Below are 15,414 nucleotides of genomic sequence, written 5' to 3'. Positions count from 1 at the left end.
TAGTTAAAAAAAGAGAAACCCTTGCTTGTACAAATTAGCAAGGGTTTTATATTTAATATTAAGTTAGTTTGCTTCAGAATCAGCTAATTCAAAACCTTCAGTTTCGTCACTTGAGATTTCACGCTCGTTATCTTCAGCTCCATGTGTAAGACGTTTTAGAGGTTTAAGTAACAAAATTACAAGTAAACCAAATAGAACAGTAAAAATTGTAATTCCTGAGAAGATTGCATATTCACCAAATTCTGATGCAGATTCTCCAATAACTCCTGCCACTTTATTACCTAATCCTGTTGCTGCAAAATAAACTCCCATCATTAATGAGGCATATTTTACAGGTGCTAATTTTGTAATAAACGATAAGGCTACAGGCGAAGAACATAACTCTCCAATAGTATGGAATAAATAAGCCAAAACAAGCCATTGCATTCCTGAGCTACCATTAGCATTGTACTCTGAAGCTGCAAAAATCATGAATACAAAACCTAATCCCATAATCATTGTACCAACAGCCATTTTAAATAATGACGAAGCCTCTTTACCTTTTAATTTTCTTTTTGCCCAATATCCTGCAACAATGGTTGCAAATATGATAATAAATCCTGCATTTAAACCTTGGAACCATGTTGCTGGAATATCCCATCCAAATAAAGTTCTATCGGTTTTGGTTTTGGTGTAAATACTCATTAATCCACCTGCTTGCTCAAACGCTCCCCAAAACACAATAACAATTAGGAATGATAATAATAAAACCAAATACCTATCTCTTGATACTTGTGTTTCTAAGTTTTTATATATCATCATCATTACACCTGCTACTAAAGCAATAAATATGTATAAGGCTGTATAACCCCAACTATCAATACCATCATAGCTAAACCCTGCATAAAACGCATAACCTATTATAAGCAAAACAATTACAAGGTTCAATGGAGACTTCATTAAATCACCAAATAACTTACCTAATGAAACATCAGTTTTCTTATCCTCTTCGGTTGGCTTATTCCCAACGTTAATCAAAAACTTTTGACCATACATGTAAACCATTAACCCAAACAACATTGCAATTCCTGCTAATCCAAAACCGTAATGCCATCCTATTTTTTCACCTACATATCCAACTATAAATGTTGCTAAAAGTGACCCTAAATTAATACCAATATAAAAAATACTAAATCCTTTATCTCTTCTAATGTCTCCTTGTTTATACAGGCCTCCTACCATTGTAGAAATATTAGGTTTTAAGAGTCCGACTCCTAAGACAATTAAGCCTAAACCAGTATAAAAAGCCCACATAGGCTCAAAAGCAAGAATACCATGACCAGCTACTAAAATTAGTGCTCCATAAAGAACCGCCTTCTTTTGTCCTAAAAACTTATCTGCAATCATACCACCAGGTATGGACATTACATAAACCAACATGGTGTACCAACCATAAAGCATTATAGATTCAGAATCTAACCATCCTAGACCTGGATTATCTGCTGTTGTTTTTTCTACCAAGTATAGTGTTAATAACGCTCGCATTCCGTAATAAGAAAAACGTTCCCACATTTCAGTAAAAAACAAAATGTATAATCCTACTGGATGTCCCCAAAGTTCTCTTTGGTGTGGCTTTAGTGTTGTAGCTGACATGAAATTTATTATTAGTTAGTAATTTATTGATTTTTAAAAGGTAACACACCTTTATTTTTGCTTTTAAGGAACCGCCTTAAATTTTTAGCAAAATGATGTCAAGTTTACTAAAAATTATGCAAAAAACCGTAACTATTAACAGTTAAATGTGCAATATTACGCTTGGCAAAGTATTTTAAACACAAGAATAGTATCTTTGTAGACATAAATAAAAATTAATGAGCAAAACTATTTCTGGGTTTTCAAAACTATCTAAATCCAAAAAAATCGACTGGATTGTAGACACTTATTTTTCTAATAAAGAAGCTGCCAAAACTGTATTAAAACAATATTGGAATTCTAACGAGAAGCTACAACAACTTCATGATGAATTCATTGAAAACACAATCACCAACTACTATTTGCCTTTAGGAGTTGCTCCCAATTTTTTAATTAACGACAAAACTTACACTATTCCAATGGCTATTGAAGAGAGCTCAGTAGTTGCAGCTGCTAGTAAAGCTGCTAAGTTTTGGTCAGATCGTGGTGGTTTTAAAGCTGAAGTTATTTCAACCACTAAAATAGGACAAGTTCATTTTATTTTTAATGGCGATACTGAAAAACTCAAGTCTTTTTTTAATTCTACAAAGTCAAAACTTATTGAAGACACTCATGCAATCACCAAAAACATGCAAGCACGTGGTGGAGGTATTCTAGATATTGAGCTACGTGACAAAACCAATGCTATTGAAGGCTACTATCAACTGCATGCAACCTTTGAAACGCTTGATGCTATGGGAGCAAACTTTATTAACTCTTGTTTAGAGCAGTTTGCTAAAACTTTAAAAACTGAAGCTGAAAGTAAGCTTGACAATTCCATAGAAATTGTAATGAGCATTTTGTCTAATTATGTACCTGATTGCTTGGTAAAAGCCGAAGTAAGTTGTCCTGTTAATGCCTTAAGTGATGACAACTCTATTACAGGCGAGGACTTTGCTAATAAGTTTTTACAAGCTGTAAATATAGCTGAAGTTGAACCTTACAGAGCTGTAACTCACAACAAAGGCATTATGAATGGTATTGATGCTGTTGTTTTGGCTACTGGTAATGATTTTAGAGCTGTTGAAGCGGGAGTTCATGCGTATGCCTCTAGAAACGGAGTATATAGTAGTCTTACACATGCTGAAGTAAAAGATGGCATCTTCAAGTTTTGGATTGAAATTCCTCTAGCACTTGGAACTGTTGGAGGACTTACAAGTTTACATCCATTAGTGAAACTTTCTTTAGAAATGTTAAACAAACCATCAGCTAAAGAGCTAATGCAAATAGTTGCTGTTGCTGGATTAGCGCAAAACTTTGCCGCAATACGCTCACTGGTAACTACAGGAATTCAACAAGGTCACATGAAAATGCACTTGATGAATATTTTAAATCAGTTTGAAGCTACTTTAGAAGAAAAAGAACAACTTGTTGAGCATTTTAAGTCCAATACCATAACACATAGTGCAGTAATTGAAGCTATTGAAAACTTAAGACGTTAATGCAAACTTTTTTTAGTAACGGAAAATTATTATTAACTGCAGAATATGTAGTATTGGATGGAGCTTTATCATTAGCTATTCCAACCGATTTTGGTCAATCAATGGTTGTTGAACCTATTAATGAGTCTAAAATTATTTGGAAAAGTTTTGATGAAACTGGAGCTATTTGGTTTGAAGAGGTGTTTCTTTTAAATAACCTTTCTAGTAGCGATTACGACAACCCATTTTCAAAGCGACTAATTGAAATATTTAATGCTGTAAAACAACTTAACCCAAACTTTTTTGAAAATTCTAACGGCTTTGAAATTGCAACGCTATTGGATTTCCCAAGACATTGGGGACTTGGAACCTCTTCAACTTTAATTAACAATATTGCTAATTGGGTAAATGTAGATGCTTACAGACTATTAGAGCTTACTTTTGGCGGAAGTGGTTATGATATTGCTTGTGCGCAACATAGTTCTCCATTAACCTATCAACTTCAACCTAACAAGAGCAAAACAATTAACACAGTTGAATTTAACCCAGGCTTTAAAGAGCAACTCTATTTCGTTTACCTTAACAAAAAACAAAATAGTAGAGATGGTATTGCGCAATACAAGTCTAACTCAACAAATATTAGTGCTTCTATTTCTGAAATAAATGCTATTACTTTAGCTTGTATTTCTTGCGAAACGTTAACAGAATTCAACAAGCTCATTACAACTCACGAAAGTATTATAAGCAAACTCATAAAACAAGAACCTGTAAAACACACTCTTTTTAGCGACTTTAACGGAAGTGTAAAAAGTCTTGGTGCTTGGGGAGGTGATTTTGTTTTAGCAACATCAGAGACTAACCCAAGCCCTTATTTTAAAGACAAAGGTTTTGATGTAATACTTCCTTATTCTGAAATGGTTATTTAAACACATAAAAAAAACTCCACTTTTCAGTGGAGTTTTTATTTTATTATGTGACTTTCTTATTAGTAGAAATTCGCTCTGTTATCTTCGATATCACTAGCTTCTTTAAGTGCATTGTATGCTTTAGTTAACACACTGCTTCCTCTTGTAGCACTTAATCTGTTAGCGATTGGTTGGTAGTTATCTAGTTTAGATGCAGGAGTTGCTTTAGTAACTTCAACTACATATACACCTTTAACACCATCAATTGGCTTTGAAATTTCGCCTTCTTTCATTCCAAAAGCTACACCTACTACCTTAGGCTCACGTCCAGCACCTGAAATTGTTGGGCTTTTCATTGTTACTGCTGTTGCAGTTAAAGCTGCTACTTTATTAGCTTTTGCGATTTCGTCTATAGTAGTACCAGAAATTTTATCTTTAATCATTTTAGCTTTCTTCTCATTTCTGATTTTGCTAATTGCTGTAGCAGAAGCGTTTTCAGGGGACATTAATCCTGCTTCGTTTTTCTTAACCACTTGTACAACTGCATAACCTCCTCCAGGAACTGTAAATCTTTTGTAGTCACCTACTTTAGTTTCTCCTTCAAAAGCCCAACGAACAATAGCTCTTTGACTTCCTAATCCTGGTATATTTTCATCTAAAACTTTAAAACTTACAGGTTTTACTTGGTAGTTGTTTTCTTTAGCTACTTCTTGGAAATCTCCATCTTGAAGTGCTATTTCAAATTTAGATGCTGTGTTAAATACTTCGTCAATTGTTTTTTCAGAAGGCTCTATAGCTCTTGAAACTGTAGCTACTTTAACAGCTTTACTTTTATTCTTTTGGTCTAAAATTTCAATAACGTGGTATCCAAAAGATGTTTTAACTACGTCGATATCTCCTACTTTATTATCAAAAGAGAATGCTTTAAACTCAGGAGCAAAAGAATCGTTGTATCCAAACTCTATTTCTCCTTGTTTTTCATTACTAACTGTATCAGAAGATAAATCTAACAGGTCAACAAACTTACTTTGCTTAGACTTGATAACAGATAAAATACTATCCGCTTTTGCTTTTGCTTGAGCATCTGTAGTCGTGATTGTAGGATCAACTCTTGTTGCTCCCATGTGAGGAATTAAGATATGACGTACTTTAACTGAGTCTGCCATTTGAGTTTCAGCTACCAACTTGCTTAAGCTGTAGTATCCATTTTCTTTATAAGGACCATAAAACTCTCCTACTTCTAATTTAAAGATACTATCAGCAATTGATGCAGGTAACGCAGACTTGAATAAAAACTTATCGTTGTATTTTATATCCGAATTTGAGTTTACAAACTCTGCTACATCTTTAGTGTTTTTAAACCCTAAAATAGTTTCGTTTAGCTTACTTACTTTATTAAACTCTACTCTATCTTCTAATAGATTAGTTAAACTGTTTTTGATTTCATTTTCATCTTCAACAGTAGCAACTTCATCAAATTGAACATAAACAATATCTCTACTTGCTTCTACTTCATACTCACTTTTATGCTCGTTGATGTATTTTGAAATGTCAGATTTTGTTACTTCTACTAAAGAATCGGCAATTGAAGTGTAAGGAATATTTACAAACTTTAAATCTACTGTTTCATTCTCCATTAAGTATTCAGTCTCAGCTTCAGCTAAAGTAGTTACAACTCCAGCTCTAATCATATTGAAGTATGTTTGCTCTTTAGCTCTATTAGCTATAGAAGCTTCGTTAGTTACCCACTCGTTATAATTAAGTTGGAAGTTTCCTAATGGAGCTCTGTTTTGCTCATTATTTTGAATTGCTTTTAAGTTTGCTATAAACTCGTTAAGCTTATTTTCGTCAAAAATACCAGCTTCGTTGTTAAACTCAGGATAGCTAGAAAAACTAGTTTTTAACAACTCTCTCATTTGGTCTTTCTCAACAGATAAACCTAATTCTTCAAACTGTGAACTTAAAACTGCTTTTCTTACTTCTTGCTCATAAATTCTGTTCATTGTTTGTGTAGAAGATGCACCAGGTCCTTGAGCTCTTTGAGCGTTCTCTACTTGGTTCATAAAATCTTCTCTAAAAATATCAGTACCGTTTACAGTAGCCACAACATCTTGTGAAGCTCCTGAAAGCGCGCTGCTATTTCGGAATAAATCTGAAAGTACAAATGAAAATAATGCTAATGCAATTATTAGTATTAAAAACAGTGAACGTTGTCTAATTTTATTTAAAACTGCCATTTTGTTGTATTCTTTTATAAAATATAAGTCCGCGAAAATACCATTTTATATCAAATAATAAAAGTAGTAGAACAGATTTTTATGGTAATATAACGTTTATTCTTCTTCGAGGATTTTAAGAGAAACCACATCAATTTTTGTAGAAGACACTTCTAAGATTGTAAACAGGAAATTTTCTATAACAACTTGGGTATCAACCTGAGGTATTTCTTCGGTTTCATCCACTATTAAGCCTCCTAAAGTTTCGTAGTTTTCGCCTTCTGGCAGATTAAGTTTATAGGCTTCGTTGAGATAATCCACTTCTAAACGCGCCGAAAATTTATAGTTTTTATCGTCAATTTTTTCTTCGATTAAAGCCACTGTATCGTGCTCGTCTTCAATTTCACCAAATAATTCTTCTATAATATCTTCAACCGTCATTATACCAGATGTCCCACCATACTCATCTATAACAACTGCAATACTTTTTCGCTTTTTAGTAAGAATATTAAGCACATCTTTGGCAAGCATAGTTTCTGGAACAAACTCTACAGGAAGTGTGATGGATTTAATAGACTTTGGTTTTTTAAACAACTCAAAAGAATGCACATAGCCCAAAACATCATCAATAGTGTCTTTGTATACCAAGATTTTTGACAAACCAGAAGTAGTAAATAAGTTATTGATGTTTTTGATAGAATCGTTAACCTCAACAGCAACTATTTCGGTTCTTGGTATCATAACCTCTCTAGTTTTTACTTCAGAAAACTCTAAGGCGTTTTGAAAAATCTGAATCTCACTATCCACTTCTTCATGCTCCTCAACAGCCTCCATTTGCTCACTTATGTAATTACCCAGTTCAACTTTGGTCATTGCCAACTGTACATCGTCTCCATCGGTTTTAAAAAAGTATTTCAAAATAAGGTCAGAAATCCAAATCACAAAAGAGGAAATAAACCAAAACAATAGGTAAAAAATATACGCTGGTAATGCAAAAATCTTAAGAAAAGAATTAGCATAAATTTGAAAAAATACCTTTGGTAAAAATTCGGCAGTTATTAAAATGATTATTGTTGAGATAATCGTTTGGGAAAGTAAGCTTAAATCGGTAAGCAAATAGTGTACAAATCCTGAATCGGTAGGCAACATGGATTGAAACCAATCAACAAGAACGTCTCCCATTACAAAACCGTAAATTACCAATGCTATATTATTACCAATAAGCATTGTGGCAATATATTTAGAAGGTCTTTCGGTAAGTCGTCTTAATATTTTTGCAAGAAAATCGTCCTGCTTTTTTTCAATTTCAATGTGTATCTTGTTTGAAGACACATAAGCGATTTCCATACCAGAAAAAAAGGCAGATAAAAGCAGTGATAAAACAATAATCAAGATACTGAAATCCATATATTATTTTTGATTTCGGTCTTCAAATTTTTTTCTGAATCGCTTTCTGAAGAAAAACATAAATGTTGCAAGTGCTGCTAAAAACAGCATAAAATAAGATCGGTTCCTATCAACATTCCATTCGTTTATAGCTTCGTAAGTAAAAACAATTGCTACAAATGCATATACATATTGAAAAAAGCTAAGAATTTTCATTTTTTATAAAAGTTAGTTGGAGCAAAGATAACTAATTATTCATCCAAATAAACAATACCACTCATCTCAGTAACTTCAAAATTTTTAAAGTTAGAGTCAGAGTCAAAACCTTTTCCGTGGCTTATCTCAGAGCCAGAACGCAAGGTTACGGGTTTGTTTGTAAATAACCATTCTCTTTTTTGGTCGTAGTAAAGTTGTTCGGCAAATAGCGTATCTCTACTGTGAGTAGAAATTACTACGTTACCTTGAAGATCTATAAGATCGGTTTCGCTATAAAAAATAGCATAGTCAGAAACAATAACGCTTTTGTTATTTTCTTCGTCAAAAACGGTAAGATGTATGCCTTGAGGAAATTCAGAAAACGCAAAACTCCTGTTGGAGTAATCAAACATTTTAGGACTTTTTAAGTTTGCCTTTAATTTACCTGAATCTTCAAGTTTTTCGGTGTATTTTAAATCGATATGTTCTGCTTCTCCAATAGGCTCGTTTTGCAGAATACCAACTTTTTGAACTTCTTTAAAATTGTTTTTACATGAAAAAAACATAGTCACAGCAATTACTGTGACTATGTTTTTTATACTATGTAAAATATGTGCTTTCATTAAAGACTTGGTACGGTTACACTACCTCCTGTCCAACAGTTAAACTTAATAACTTCTCCTGAACAACTACAAGAGAAAATCTCACTTCTAGAAGGTGCTTTTGCCATATAGCTCTCGTAAGTTTGGTTTGCAGCTGACTTAAGGTTAGCATCAACTTTACCAGCTTTAAGTGCTTCTTGTGCAGCATACCAGAACATTGCTCTTTTGTTAAAGTTTGTATCACCACAGTTGTTTGCACTAGCAGCATACATAGCAGCAATAGCTAAGTGTGGTCTTCCGTTTGATGGGTTTAACTTTAAAGATTCTCTATAGTAACCTCTAGCTTCTCCATATCTTCCTTTTTTCTTTAAGATAGAACCAATTTTTTCAGCAAGTTTACCTTTTTTGTAAGTATCCGTTTGAAGGTCGAAAGCTTGTTTTAAATAATCCATAGCTTCGTTATCCTTACCTTGGTTAAATAATATTGTAGCCACAAAGTATTTAGTATCTGCAGATGGATCAGTAGCATCATACGCTTTTACTAGCTCAATATACAATGGATCATCAGTACATTCTTTGTTATACATTCTGTTTACAGCACGTTTTAACCAAACTGCATCGTTTTTATAGGTTTCGAAATCTTTCTTGTATAAAGGAATTAGGTTTTCACAGTTAGCTAACTGACCTAAATATGTATCAATACTACCAGAAATCTTATCGTAAGCTTCTAATGAGTCTTCATAGTACTTTTTATACTTTTCTTCTTTTGAAGATAATTTTTGACCAGACTCTTCTTTAGTAACTAGCTTATTTAACTTCTCAGTAAAGTTTCCTACTTCTTTTTCGATTTTATCAGAGATGTCATCGTACTTATTAAATACATCTTGAATTGGCGCTTGTCCAGCTTTATACATATCAACTATAGAAGTAAAGTATACATACAAACCTTTTGCACTTGTGAAATTTTCTAAATCTTGCTTGTAAGCTTTATCAAATGCATCAAACAATTGTTTATCTGTAACACCAAGAGCTTTCTTATTATCATACATTAACAAACCTTTATCTGATAATACTTCTCCTAAATCATAGTGACTTGGAAAATATTCTAGGGCTTTATCCCATAACAGCATTAAATCTTCTATATATGCTTTTTGTTCAGCTCCAGTAGAGTTATCAATTTTGTGTTTTAATATTTTTTCTCCGTAAGCATAGATAGCTCTATTAAACTTTGGACATTTATTTCTAACTTTCATCCATGGCTCATAAGCCTCATCATACTTTTTACTCTTGTAGTAATCTGTAAAGATTGTTAAGTTGGTCATGCACTCTTCATCTTGCTGAGCAAAACCAAGGTTAACACTCATAAACAAGGCAACTAGTATTAAAGTAATTTTAGTCTTCATCGTTTTATTATTTTACCGTTAGTTATATTTAATTTTTTGGAACCATCTATCGTTTAAAGATAAACTTAGTTGGAAATTAATGAAATTCTCTTGTATTAAATTTGCGTTAGTTGTTCCACGCTTACCAAACTCTAATCCAAGGTTTGCATTAGAAAACATACCTCCAACTGGTAATCCAACTCCAAAAGACATGCCAAACTCTCTAATATCCTCATTATTTATTTTTAACCCTGTATGTTCAAAGCGCATACCTGCTCTATAAGTTGCTCTTTTCCAATACCCTGAAAAAGAATCGTAATTAGGAATATAAAACCCTCCTAATGAAAACGAAGACGCGTTTACAAAATTGGTATTATCTATAGAAAAAATTGGGTTTGAAAATTCGCTTGTGTTTTGAGACGAATATTCAGCTCCTAAAAACCATTTTCTTGGTTGACCTATACCTACTCCAAAAGAAAAGCTTGAAGGCAAAGTTAAATCGGTTTGATCTAAGCCTTCAGCAGCTAAATCGGATTCAATAGTGTTTGTACCTGCTGTAAAGGTTCTTGAGTTGTTTGAGCCAATTTTACTTTTAGGCGAATAGGTTAACCCAGAAATAAGCTCAAGCTTGTTACTTACCATTGTTTTGTATGATACACCAATGTTAAAGTTTAGCCCACTTAAATCAGATCTATTGGCTTCAATAGTTGCATATTGAATTAACACTCCATCGTCATCGTATCTATACTCTGCTACATTGTTTTGAATATTCCCAAAATTATAATTAGCATCGACACCTACACTAAGATCTTCAGTAATTTGATAACCTATTGCCAAAAATGCTTTATTAAGACCTCCTTCTCCTGTATATCTATTGTTTATATTTCCGTCGTCGTTATTAGATTCAAGTTTATAACCTACTGATGTGTATGGCAATAACCCCATTCCTAATCCAAATTTCCCCATTGGGACTGAAAGTGCAAAATAATCAAAAGTTGTAGTACTTGTATTATCGCTTTGCGATTCACTCTTTAAGTTAGTGCTTGAGTAGCTTCCTCCTACTGTAAATTTAACTGGTCTGCTTTCTTCGTTCCAAATTTTCAAATTATTACCAGCGTATCCTGCTGGGTTTCTTAAATTAATATGGATACTATCAGTATAAATGCTCAATCCACCCATACTTCTATTCTCAACTGTACCTTTAAATTTTAAACTTCCTATTCCGTAAAATGAATATGGCGAAGCTGTACCTTCTTGAGCATGTGACTGTAATGCAAAAAAAGTTATTAAAACTACTACAAGTCTTTTTATCATTAGTTTGAATTAAATTCTAAAATAAAGTTTAAACCTTCTAAAAGAAAATTAGAGTTGGCAAATATGCTATTTTTTAATTGTTTTGACAAGAAATTAGCGTCTCCGCCTGTTAAAATAACTGTTAAATGTGGGTATTTTTCTTCATATTGGTCTATAACACCATCAATTTCTTTTAAAATTCCATTTACAACTCCAGAGTGTATTGAACTGTCTGTCGCAGTTCCAATAAAGTCTTTTGGAAGTTCAGTATCTAATAACGGAAGATTTGCAGTTAAATTATTTAATGCTTTATATCGCATTCTAATTCCTGGTGAAATAGCACCTCCAAGATATTCATTTTCAGTATTAATAAAATCATAAGTTATACAAGTACCTGCATCAATAATTAAAGCATTATTATCAGGAAACTGTTTTACAGAAGCACTTACTAAAGCAATTCTATCTACACCAAGTGTTTTAGGAGTATCATACAAGTTTTTAAACGGAAGTTTAGTATTAGAGTCCAAAACAAGAACATCTAGCTTTTTTTGGATTGCTTTTAGATGAGATGTATTGAGTTTTCCTACTGAAGAAACAATACATCTATTAATTTTTTCGTGATTTTTTAAAATTATTTTAAACTCTTTTTCAAAGTCCTCTAATTTAAAAAACACTTTATCTATTAACTCATATGACTGAAATACAGCGAATTTCACATAAGAATTACCAACATCTACTATTAAATTCATGATATTAATTAAAGCTGTAAATTTACAAAAGCAATTTTTATATCTTTTCTTTTTGTGTTTAATAAAAATGAATTTATATTTGCATCCGCAATTAAGCAACTGGTGCCTTAGCTCAGTTGGTAGAGCAAAGGACTGAAAATCCTTGTGTCCCTGGTTCGATTCCTGGAGGCACCACCACAAAAAAACCCTGACACAAGTGTCAGGGTTTTTCGGTTTTAAAGGGTATGAAACCTAATTACATATCAGCTTTTAAAGCTTTTAGAGAAGCTACCAGCAACTCCTTACTTAATCTTGTTTTATAATTAGGGTTGATGTATTCAAATAAAATATCACCAGATGTATTTAAGATCATAACCGTTGGAACTGGTAAAATCTCAGTTGCTTCCATCTTTGTTTTCTTTTCAATATACGACACTGCCATTCCTGGAGTTTTAAAACCAATTCCTGTTGCTTGAATAAGTTTTGCTTCAGGGTCTGCATAAAGGCTATAACCTACTTTGTTAGTTTCTCCTGTTGGTGCTAAATTTTTGTAGTTATCAGGACTTACTGCTACTATTTGGTAACCCAATTCTAAGATTTCTGATTCAGATTCAGCTAAAGAAGCTAATTGTGTGTTACAATAAGGGCACCATCCTCCACGATAAAACACCAAAACAGTTGGTTTTTCTTTAATGATTTTTTTCAGAGCAATTTCTTCACCATTCTTATCAATTAAGTTAGCATTTGGGATTGTTTCCCCTACCAATAAAGGACTTACGTCTTCTGCTTTTTCTGGTACTTGTGCACTAAGGCTAAATGTTGTTAATACAGTTAACAAAACTAAAAGTGTGTTTTTCATTTGTTTTTTTTATTTATGTGTTTTACAATGGTGAAATAAAATACCCTAATCCCATTTTGGTTGATTAGCAACCTAATCGTTATGAATATTTCATTATCATTAAGTTTTGCATCTTGGTCTAACGCAATTAATAATCCTTACAATTTTTAAATACATTTCACTTATTTTTGTGTTAACGATTTAAAAACCAATTATGATAAACTATATAAACGAGACCGTTGACTACTTAAAATATAAAGGATTTATTAATCCTGAAATAGGAATTATTCTAGGTACTGGCTTAGGTATGCTTTTAGATGAAATTACTATTCTTAAAGAAGTAAGCTATAATCACATTCCTAATTTTCCAACAGCAACAGTTGAGTTTCATAAAGGCAAATTAATTTTTGGTGAGCTTGAAGGTAAAAAAGTTATTGTTATGCAAGGTCGTTTTCACTTGTACGAAGGCTACACGTTACAAGACGTAACTTATCCAGTTCGTGTTATGGAAAAATTAGGCATTACCACTTTACTAGTTTCTAATGCTTCTGGTGCTATTAATCTCAATTTCAAAAAAGGTGAATTAATGCTTATTGACGATCATATTAACCTTCAAGGTAGCTCTCCTCTAGCCTTTAAAGGCGTGTCGCTTTTAGGCGAACGATTTGCTGATATGAGTGCACCTTATGATGCAACCATAAACAATACTTTTAAATCTATAGCTAAAACCAACAACATTACGTTACACGAAGGTGTTTATGCAAGCGTTGTTGGTCCTCAGTTAGAAACAAGAGCTGAATACAGAATGCTAAAAATTATTGGTGCTGATGCAGTAGGTATGAGTACTGTACCAGAAGTAATAGTTGCTAATCACCTCAACCTTAAAGTTGCAGCAATTTCTGTACTGACTGATGAATGTGATCCTGACAATTTAGAAGCTGTAGCCATTGATGACATTATAGCTACAGCCGCAATAGCTGAACCAAATATGATTACACTTTTTAAAGGGTTAATACAATCGCTTTAGATTTTAAAAAAACAGTTTTGCAATAAACATATCAACCACCTCAACAAGAATAAGGATAATAATAATCCATTCTAGTTTACTGCTTTCTTTGTGATCCATTATGTCTTTAAAAAGCTCTAGATTTTCTTTGATAATCTCTATTCTATCATGGATTAATCTATATCTGTCTTTTAAGTCAAAAGATTGCTTTAAATCGTGATTTAACTTGTTTAATTGTTCGTTTTCTAAAGTAATTTCTGGTGAATCGAAAATATACAGATTTTCTGAAATTTTATTTTTTATGTTAAGTACTTTACCAATAAAGCGCTTTAACTTGTTTCCAGAAATATCCAACTTCCCTTTATTTTCAAGATAAAGAGTATGTTGGTTGGTTTCAATTAAAAGTTCTTCAGTAATTTCAGAATAGTTATCTAATGCTACAGACTGTGATGCATTTAACATCACCAATCGCACCATTTCCTCATCAATTTCAGGCAAAATGACTTTTTCAAACTCCACTTTTAATGTATTGGGTTGAATTGAGATTTGCACATCTTCAGAAATTTTGTCGGAAAAGAAGTCTTTACAAAACGGTTTTATTTCATCTAATGCTGCATTAATTTCGTTGGTAGTCATATTAAAAAAACTCACCATTCCATATTGAAAAATATAGATGAATTTTTCTTTTGAATAGCTATAAAAAAGCTCATCACTATCAGAAAAAAGCAACTCCCATTTAAAGTTATTTTTTCCTTCTCTAACTTGTATTAAGCTAGACACTTGGTAAGCAAAAACGGTATACATTAATATTTAAAAATCTCGCTTTGGTTAGTAAACGATTTAAACTCTACAGTATAATCGTTTGGATCTTTTAGAAAAAACGAATGATGTTCTCCTACTTTCTCAATTAAAAAATCAACTTCAGATTGAACAGGAACATTTCTAAACTTTAAGGTGTTTAAAAGCGTTTTCCATTTTTGCTGCTCTAAAATAATTCCGAAATGAAAGGATGGTAAAATTTCACCTCCAAAAGAATAGCTTTGACAATCAAAATTAAAAGGACCACTTTTAGTAAATGTAATTTGATTATTGTACAAATTAATATCAACCCAGTTTTGTGCTGATCGTCCTACCTGAGCACCAAGACTATCAACATAGAAAGCCTTTGTCTCACTGATACTTAAGCATGGTAATGCTAAATGAAAATGTGCCGACATAACATTATATTTTACATAAATTTAGTTTATTTTTCAATACGCTCAACTAAGTTTGAAGAAAATGAATTAAGCCTTTTGAAAGATAATTTTGGTGAAGAATTTAAGAAGTCGCCAAAATATGGCGACTTCATTTTTAAGTATATGCTATTTTTCAGACTAGATCTGTTCTAAAACATCAAAACTGTAGTGTGTGACTAATCCTCGTCAGAGTCAGCCTCTTGGTCCATTTCTGGTTCTTGTACTGCTTCTGGATCATCATCGTCATAATCTTCATAATCATCTTCATCATAATTCTCCATTGTTACAGCTAATTTAGTACTTACTTTTACTAAATACTTAGTGTCTTCAGTACTTACTTCTACAGCTTCAACAATTTCGTTATTAGCATTTTTGAAAGATATAACGTGGTCATCATCATAACCATCAGGATATTTTTCAACTAACAATGCTAAAATTTCTGGTGTTAATTTTTTAAAATCAACAATTACACGCTTAAGATTGTCTTTTTTGTTCAT

The 15,414-nt window shown here is 32.5% G+C and carries 15 protein-coding genes and 1 tRNA gene; 4 read left to right on the top strand and 12 right to left on the bottom strand.

Annotated features, from left to right (window positions below; genetic code table 11):
* Positions 1–63 precede the first annotated feature (63 nt).
* Positions 64–1,632, bottom strand: a complete 1,569-nt coding sequence (locus A8975_RS02735) for a peptide MFS transporter (RefSeq protein WP_131506031.1) — start codon at positions 1,630–1,632, stop codon at positions 64–66.
* Positions 1,633–1,850: 218 nt separating this feature from the next.
* On the opposite strand from A8975_RS02735, the gene A8975_RS02730 reads away from it, so the two are divergent.
* A complete protein-coding gene (locus tag A8975_RS02730) occupies positions 1,851–3,152 on the top strand; it encodes a hydroxymethylglutaryl-CoA reductase, degradative (protein ID WP_131506032.1) in 1,302 nt (433 codons plus the stop codon).
* Positions 3,152–4,057: a GYDIA family GHMP kinase gene (locus A8975_RS02725; protein ID WP_134198589.1), complete on the top strand. Its 906-nt coding sequence runs from the start codon at positions 3,152–3,154 to the stop codon at positions 4,055–4,057. Before A8975_RS02730 ends, A8975_RS02725 begins: the two co-directional genes overlap by 1 nt.
* A 59-nt stretch (positions 4,058–4,116) precedes the next feature.
* Here A8975_RS02725 and A8975_RS02720 read toward each other — a convergent pair whose 3' ends face one another.
* The 7 genes from A8975_RS02720 to A8975_RS02690 all read right to left on the bottom strand — a co-directional run bounded on the left by A8975_RS02720 (position 4,117) and on the right by A8975_RS02690 (position 11,859).
* Entirely contained in the window at positions 4,117–6,273 is a 2,157-nt protein-coding gene (locus A8975_RS02720; protein WP_134198588.1) for a SurA N-terminal domain-containing protein, read from the bottom strand.
* A gap of 96 nt (positions 6,274–6,369) precedes the next feature.
* The gene (locus tag A8975_RS02715) at positions 6,370–7,659 is read right to left on the bottom strand and encodes a hemolysin family protein (protein WP_129759346.1); all 1,290 of its coding nucleotides are present in this window, start codon (positions 7,657–7,659) and stop codon (positions 6,370–6,372) included.
* A 3-nt stretch (positions 7,660–7,662) separates the two neighbouring features.
* Positions 7,663–7,854: a hypothetical protein gene (locus tag A8975_RS02710; protein WP_134198587.1), complete on the bottom strand. Its 192-nt coding sequence runs from the start codon at positions 7,852–7,854 to the stop codon at positions 7,663–7,665.
* A 35-nt stretch (positions 7,855–7,889) separates the two neighbouring features.
* Positions 7,890–8,456 carry an LPS export ABC transporter periplasmic protein LptC gene (gene lptC, locus A8975_RS02705; RefSeq protein WP_134198586.1) on the bottom strand — a complete coding sequence of 189 codons (567 nt, stop codon included), beginning with the start codon at positions 8,454–8,456 and terminating at the stop codon, positions 7,890–7,892.
* Positions 8,456–9,838, bottom strand: coding sequence for a tetratricopeptide repeat protein (locus A8975_RS02700; RefSeq protein ID WP_134198585.1), 1,383 nt, complete (start codon positions 9,836–9,838; stop codon positions 8,456–8,458). The genes lptC and A8975_RS02700 overlap by 1 nt, the downstream gene beginning before the upstream one ends.
* Positions 9,839–9,856: 18 nt before the next feature.
* Entirely contained in the window at positions 9,857–11,131 is a 1,275-nt protein-coding gene (locus A8975_RS02695) for a hypothetical protein (RefSeq protein WP_134198584.1), read from the bottom strand.
* Entirely contained in the window at positions 11,131–11,859 is a 729-nt protein-coding gene (locus A8975_RS02690) for a type III pantothenate kinase (RefSeq protein ID WP_131506037.1), read from the bottom strand. The genes A8975_RS02695 and A8975_RS02690 overlap by 1 nt, the downstream gene beginning before the upstream one ends.
* A gap of 101 nt (positions 11,860–11,960) precedes the next feature.
* Between A8975_RS02690 and A8975_RS02685 the strand changes: the two genes are divergently transcribed.
* Positions 11,961–12,036 (top strand) — tRNA-Phe (locus tag A8975_RS02685).
* Positions 12,037–12,094: 58 nt separating this feature from the next.
* Here the strand turns inward: A8975_RS02685 and A8975_RS02680 are convergent.
* Entirely contained in the window at positions 12,095–12,697 is a 603-nt protein-coding gene (locus tag A8975_RS02680; protein ID WP_131506068.1) for a peroxiredoxin-like family protein, read from the bottom strand.
* A gap of 193 nt (positions 12,698–12,890) precedes the next feature.
* Here A8975_RS02680 and A8975_RS02675 point away from each other — a divergent pair, with 193 nt between their 5' ends.
* The gene (locus A8975_RS02675; RefSeq protein WP_134198583.1) at positions 12,891–13,703 is read left to right on the top strand and encodes a purine-nucleoside phosphorylase; all 813 of its coding nucleotides are present in this window, start codon (positions 12,891–12,893) and stop codon (positions 13,701–13,703) included.
* Positions 13,704–13,706: 3 nt separating this feature from the next.
* On the opposite strand, the gene A8975_RS02670 is transcribed toward A8975_RS02675, so the two are convergent.
* From A8975_RS02670 to A8975_RS02660, 3 genes are all read right to left on the bottom strand, one after another.
* The gene (locus A8975_RS02670; RefSeq protein WP_129759354.1) at positions 13,707–14,486 is read right to left on the bottom strand and encodes an RMD1 family protein; all 780 of its coding nucleotides are present in this window, start codon (positions 14,484–14,486) and stop codon (positions 13,707–13,709) included.
* Positions 14,486–14,899, bottom strand: a complete 414-nt coding sequence (locus tag A8975_RS02665; protein WP_131506069.1) for a VOC family protein — start codon at positions 14,897–14,899, stop codon at positions 14,486–14,488. Before A8975_RS02665 ends, A8975_RS02670 begins: the two co-directional genes overlap by 1 nt.
* Positions 14,900–15,093: 194 nt before the next feature.
* Positions 15,094–15,414 (bottom strand): hypothetical protein, encoded by a 321-nt coding sequence (locus A8975_RS02660; protein WP_129759356.1) that lies wholly within the window; start codon positions 15,412–15,414, stop codon positions 15,094–15,096.

Origin of the sequence: Meridianimaribacter flavus (assembly GCF_004366715.1) — a bacterium.
Classification (GTDB): Bacteria; Bacteroidota; Bacteroidia; order Flavobacteriales; family Flavobacteriaceae; genus Gaetbulibacter_B; species Gaetbulibacter_B jejuensis.
Note: the sequence above shows the minus strand (reverse complement) of the source record. Positions and strands in the feature narration are given on the sequence as shown.

Excerpts from the sequence above, each read along its gene's own strand:
- A8975_RS02735 (WP_131506031.1), bottom strand. The coding sequence starts at position 1,632 with ATGTCAGCTACAACACTAAAGCCACACCAAAGAGAACTTTGGGGACAT.
- A8975_RS02730 (WP_131506032.1), top strand. The coding sequence starts at position 1,851 with ATGAGCAAAACTATTTCTGGGTTTTCAAAACTATCTAAATCCAAAAAA.
- A8975_RS02725 (WP_134198589.1), top strand. The coding sequence starts at position 3,152 with ATGCAAACTTTTTTTAGTAACGGAAAATTATTATTAACTGCAGAATAT.
- A8975_RS02720 (WP_134198588.1), bottom strand. The coding sequence starts at position 6,273 with ATGGCAGTTTTAAATAAAATTAGACAACGTTCACTGTTTTTAATACTA.
- A8975_RS02715 (WP_129759346.1), bottom strand. The coding sequence starts at position 7,659 with ATGGATTTCAGTATCTTGATTATTGTTTTATCACTGCTTTTATCTGCC.
- A8975_RS02710 (WP_134198587.1), bottom strand. The coding sequence starts at position 7,854 with ATGAAAATTCTTAGCTTTTTTCAATATGTATATGCATTTGTAGCAATT.
- lptC (WP_134198586.1), bottom strand. The coding sequence starts at position 8,456 with ATGAAAGCACATATTTTACATAGTATAAAAAACATAGTCACAGTAATT.
- A8975_RS02700 (WP_134198585.1), bottom strand. The coding sequence starts at position 9,838 with ATGAAGACTAAAATTACTTTAATACTAGTTGCCTTGTTTATGAGTGTT.
- A8975_RS02695 (WP_134198584.1), bottom strand. The coding sequence starts at position 11,131 with ATGATAAAAAGACTTGTAGTAGTTTTAATAACTTTTTTTGCATTACAG.
- A8975_RS02690 (WP_131506037.1), bottom strand. The coding sequence starts at position 11,859 with ATGAATTTAATAGTAGATGTTGGTAATTCTTATGTGAAATTCGCTGTA.
- A8975_RS02680 (WP_131506068.1), bottom strand. The coding sequence starts at position 12,697 with ATGAAAAACACACTTTTAGTTTTGTTAACTGTATTAACAACATTTAGC.
- A8975_RS02675 (WP_134198583.1), top strand. The coding sequence starts at position 12,891 with ATGATAAACTATATAAACGAGACCGTTGACTACTTAAAATATAAAGGA.
- A8975_RS02670 (WP_129759354.1), bottom strand. The coding sequence starts at position 14,486 with ATGTATACCGTTTTTGCTTACCAAGTGTCTAGCTTAATACAAGTTAGA.
- A8975_RS02665 (WP_131506069.1), bottom strand. The coding sequence starts at position 14,899 with ATGTCGGCACATTTTCATTTAGCATTACCATGCTTAAGTATCAGTGAG.
- A8975_RS02660 (WP_129759356.1), bottom strand. The coding sequence starts at position 15,414 with ATGAACAAAAAAGACAATCTTAAGCGTGTAATTGTTGATTTTAAAAAA.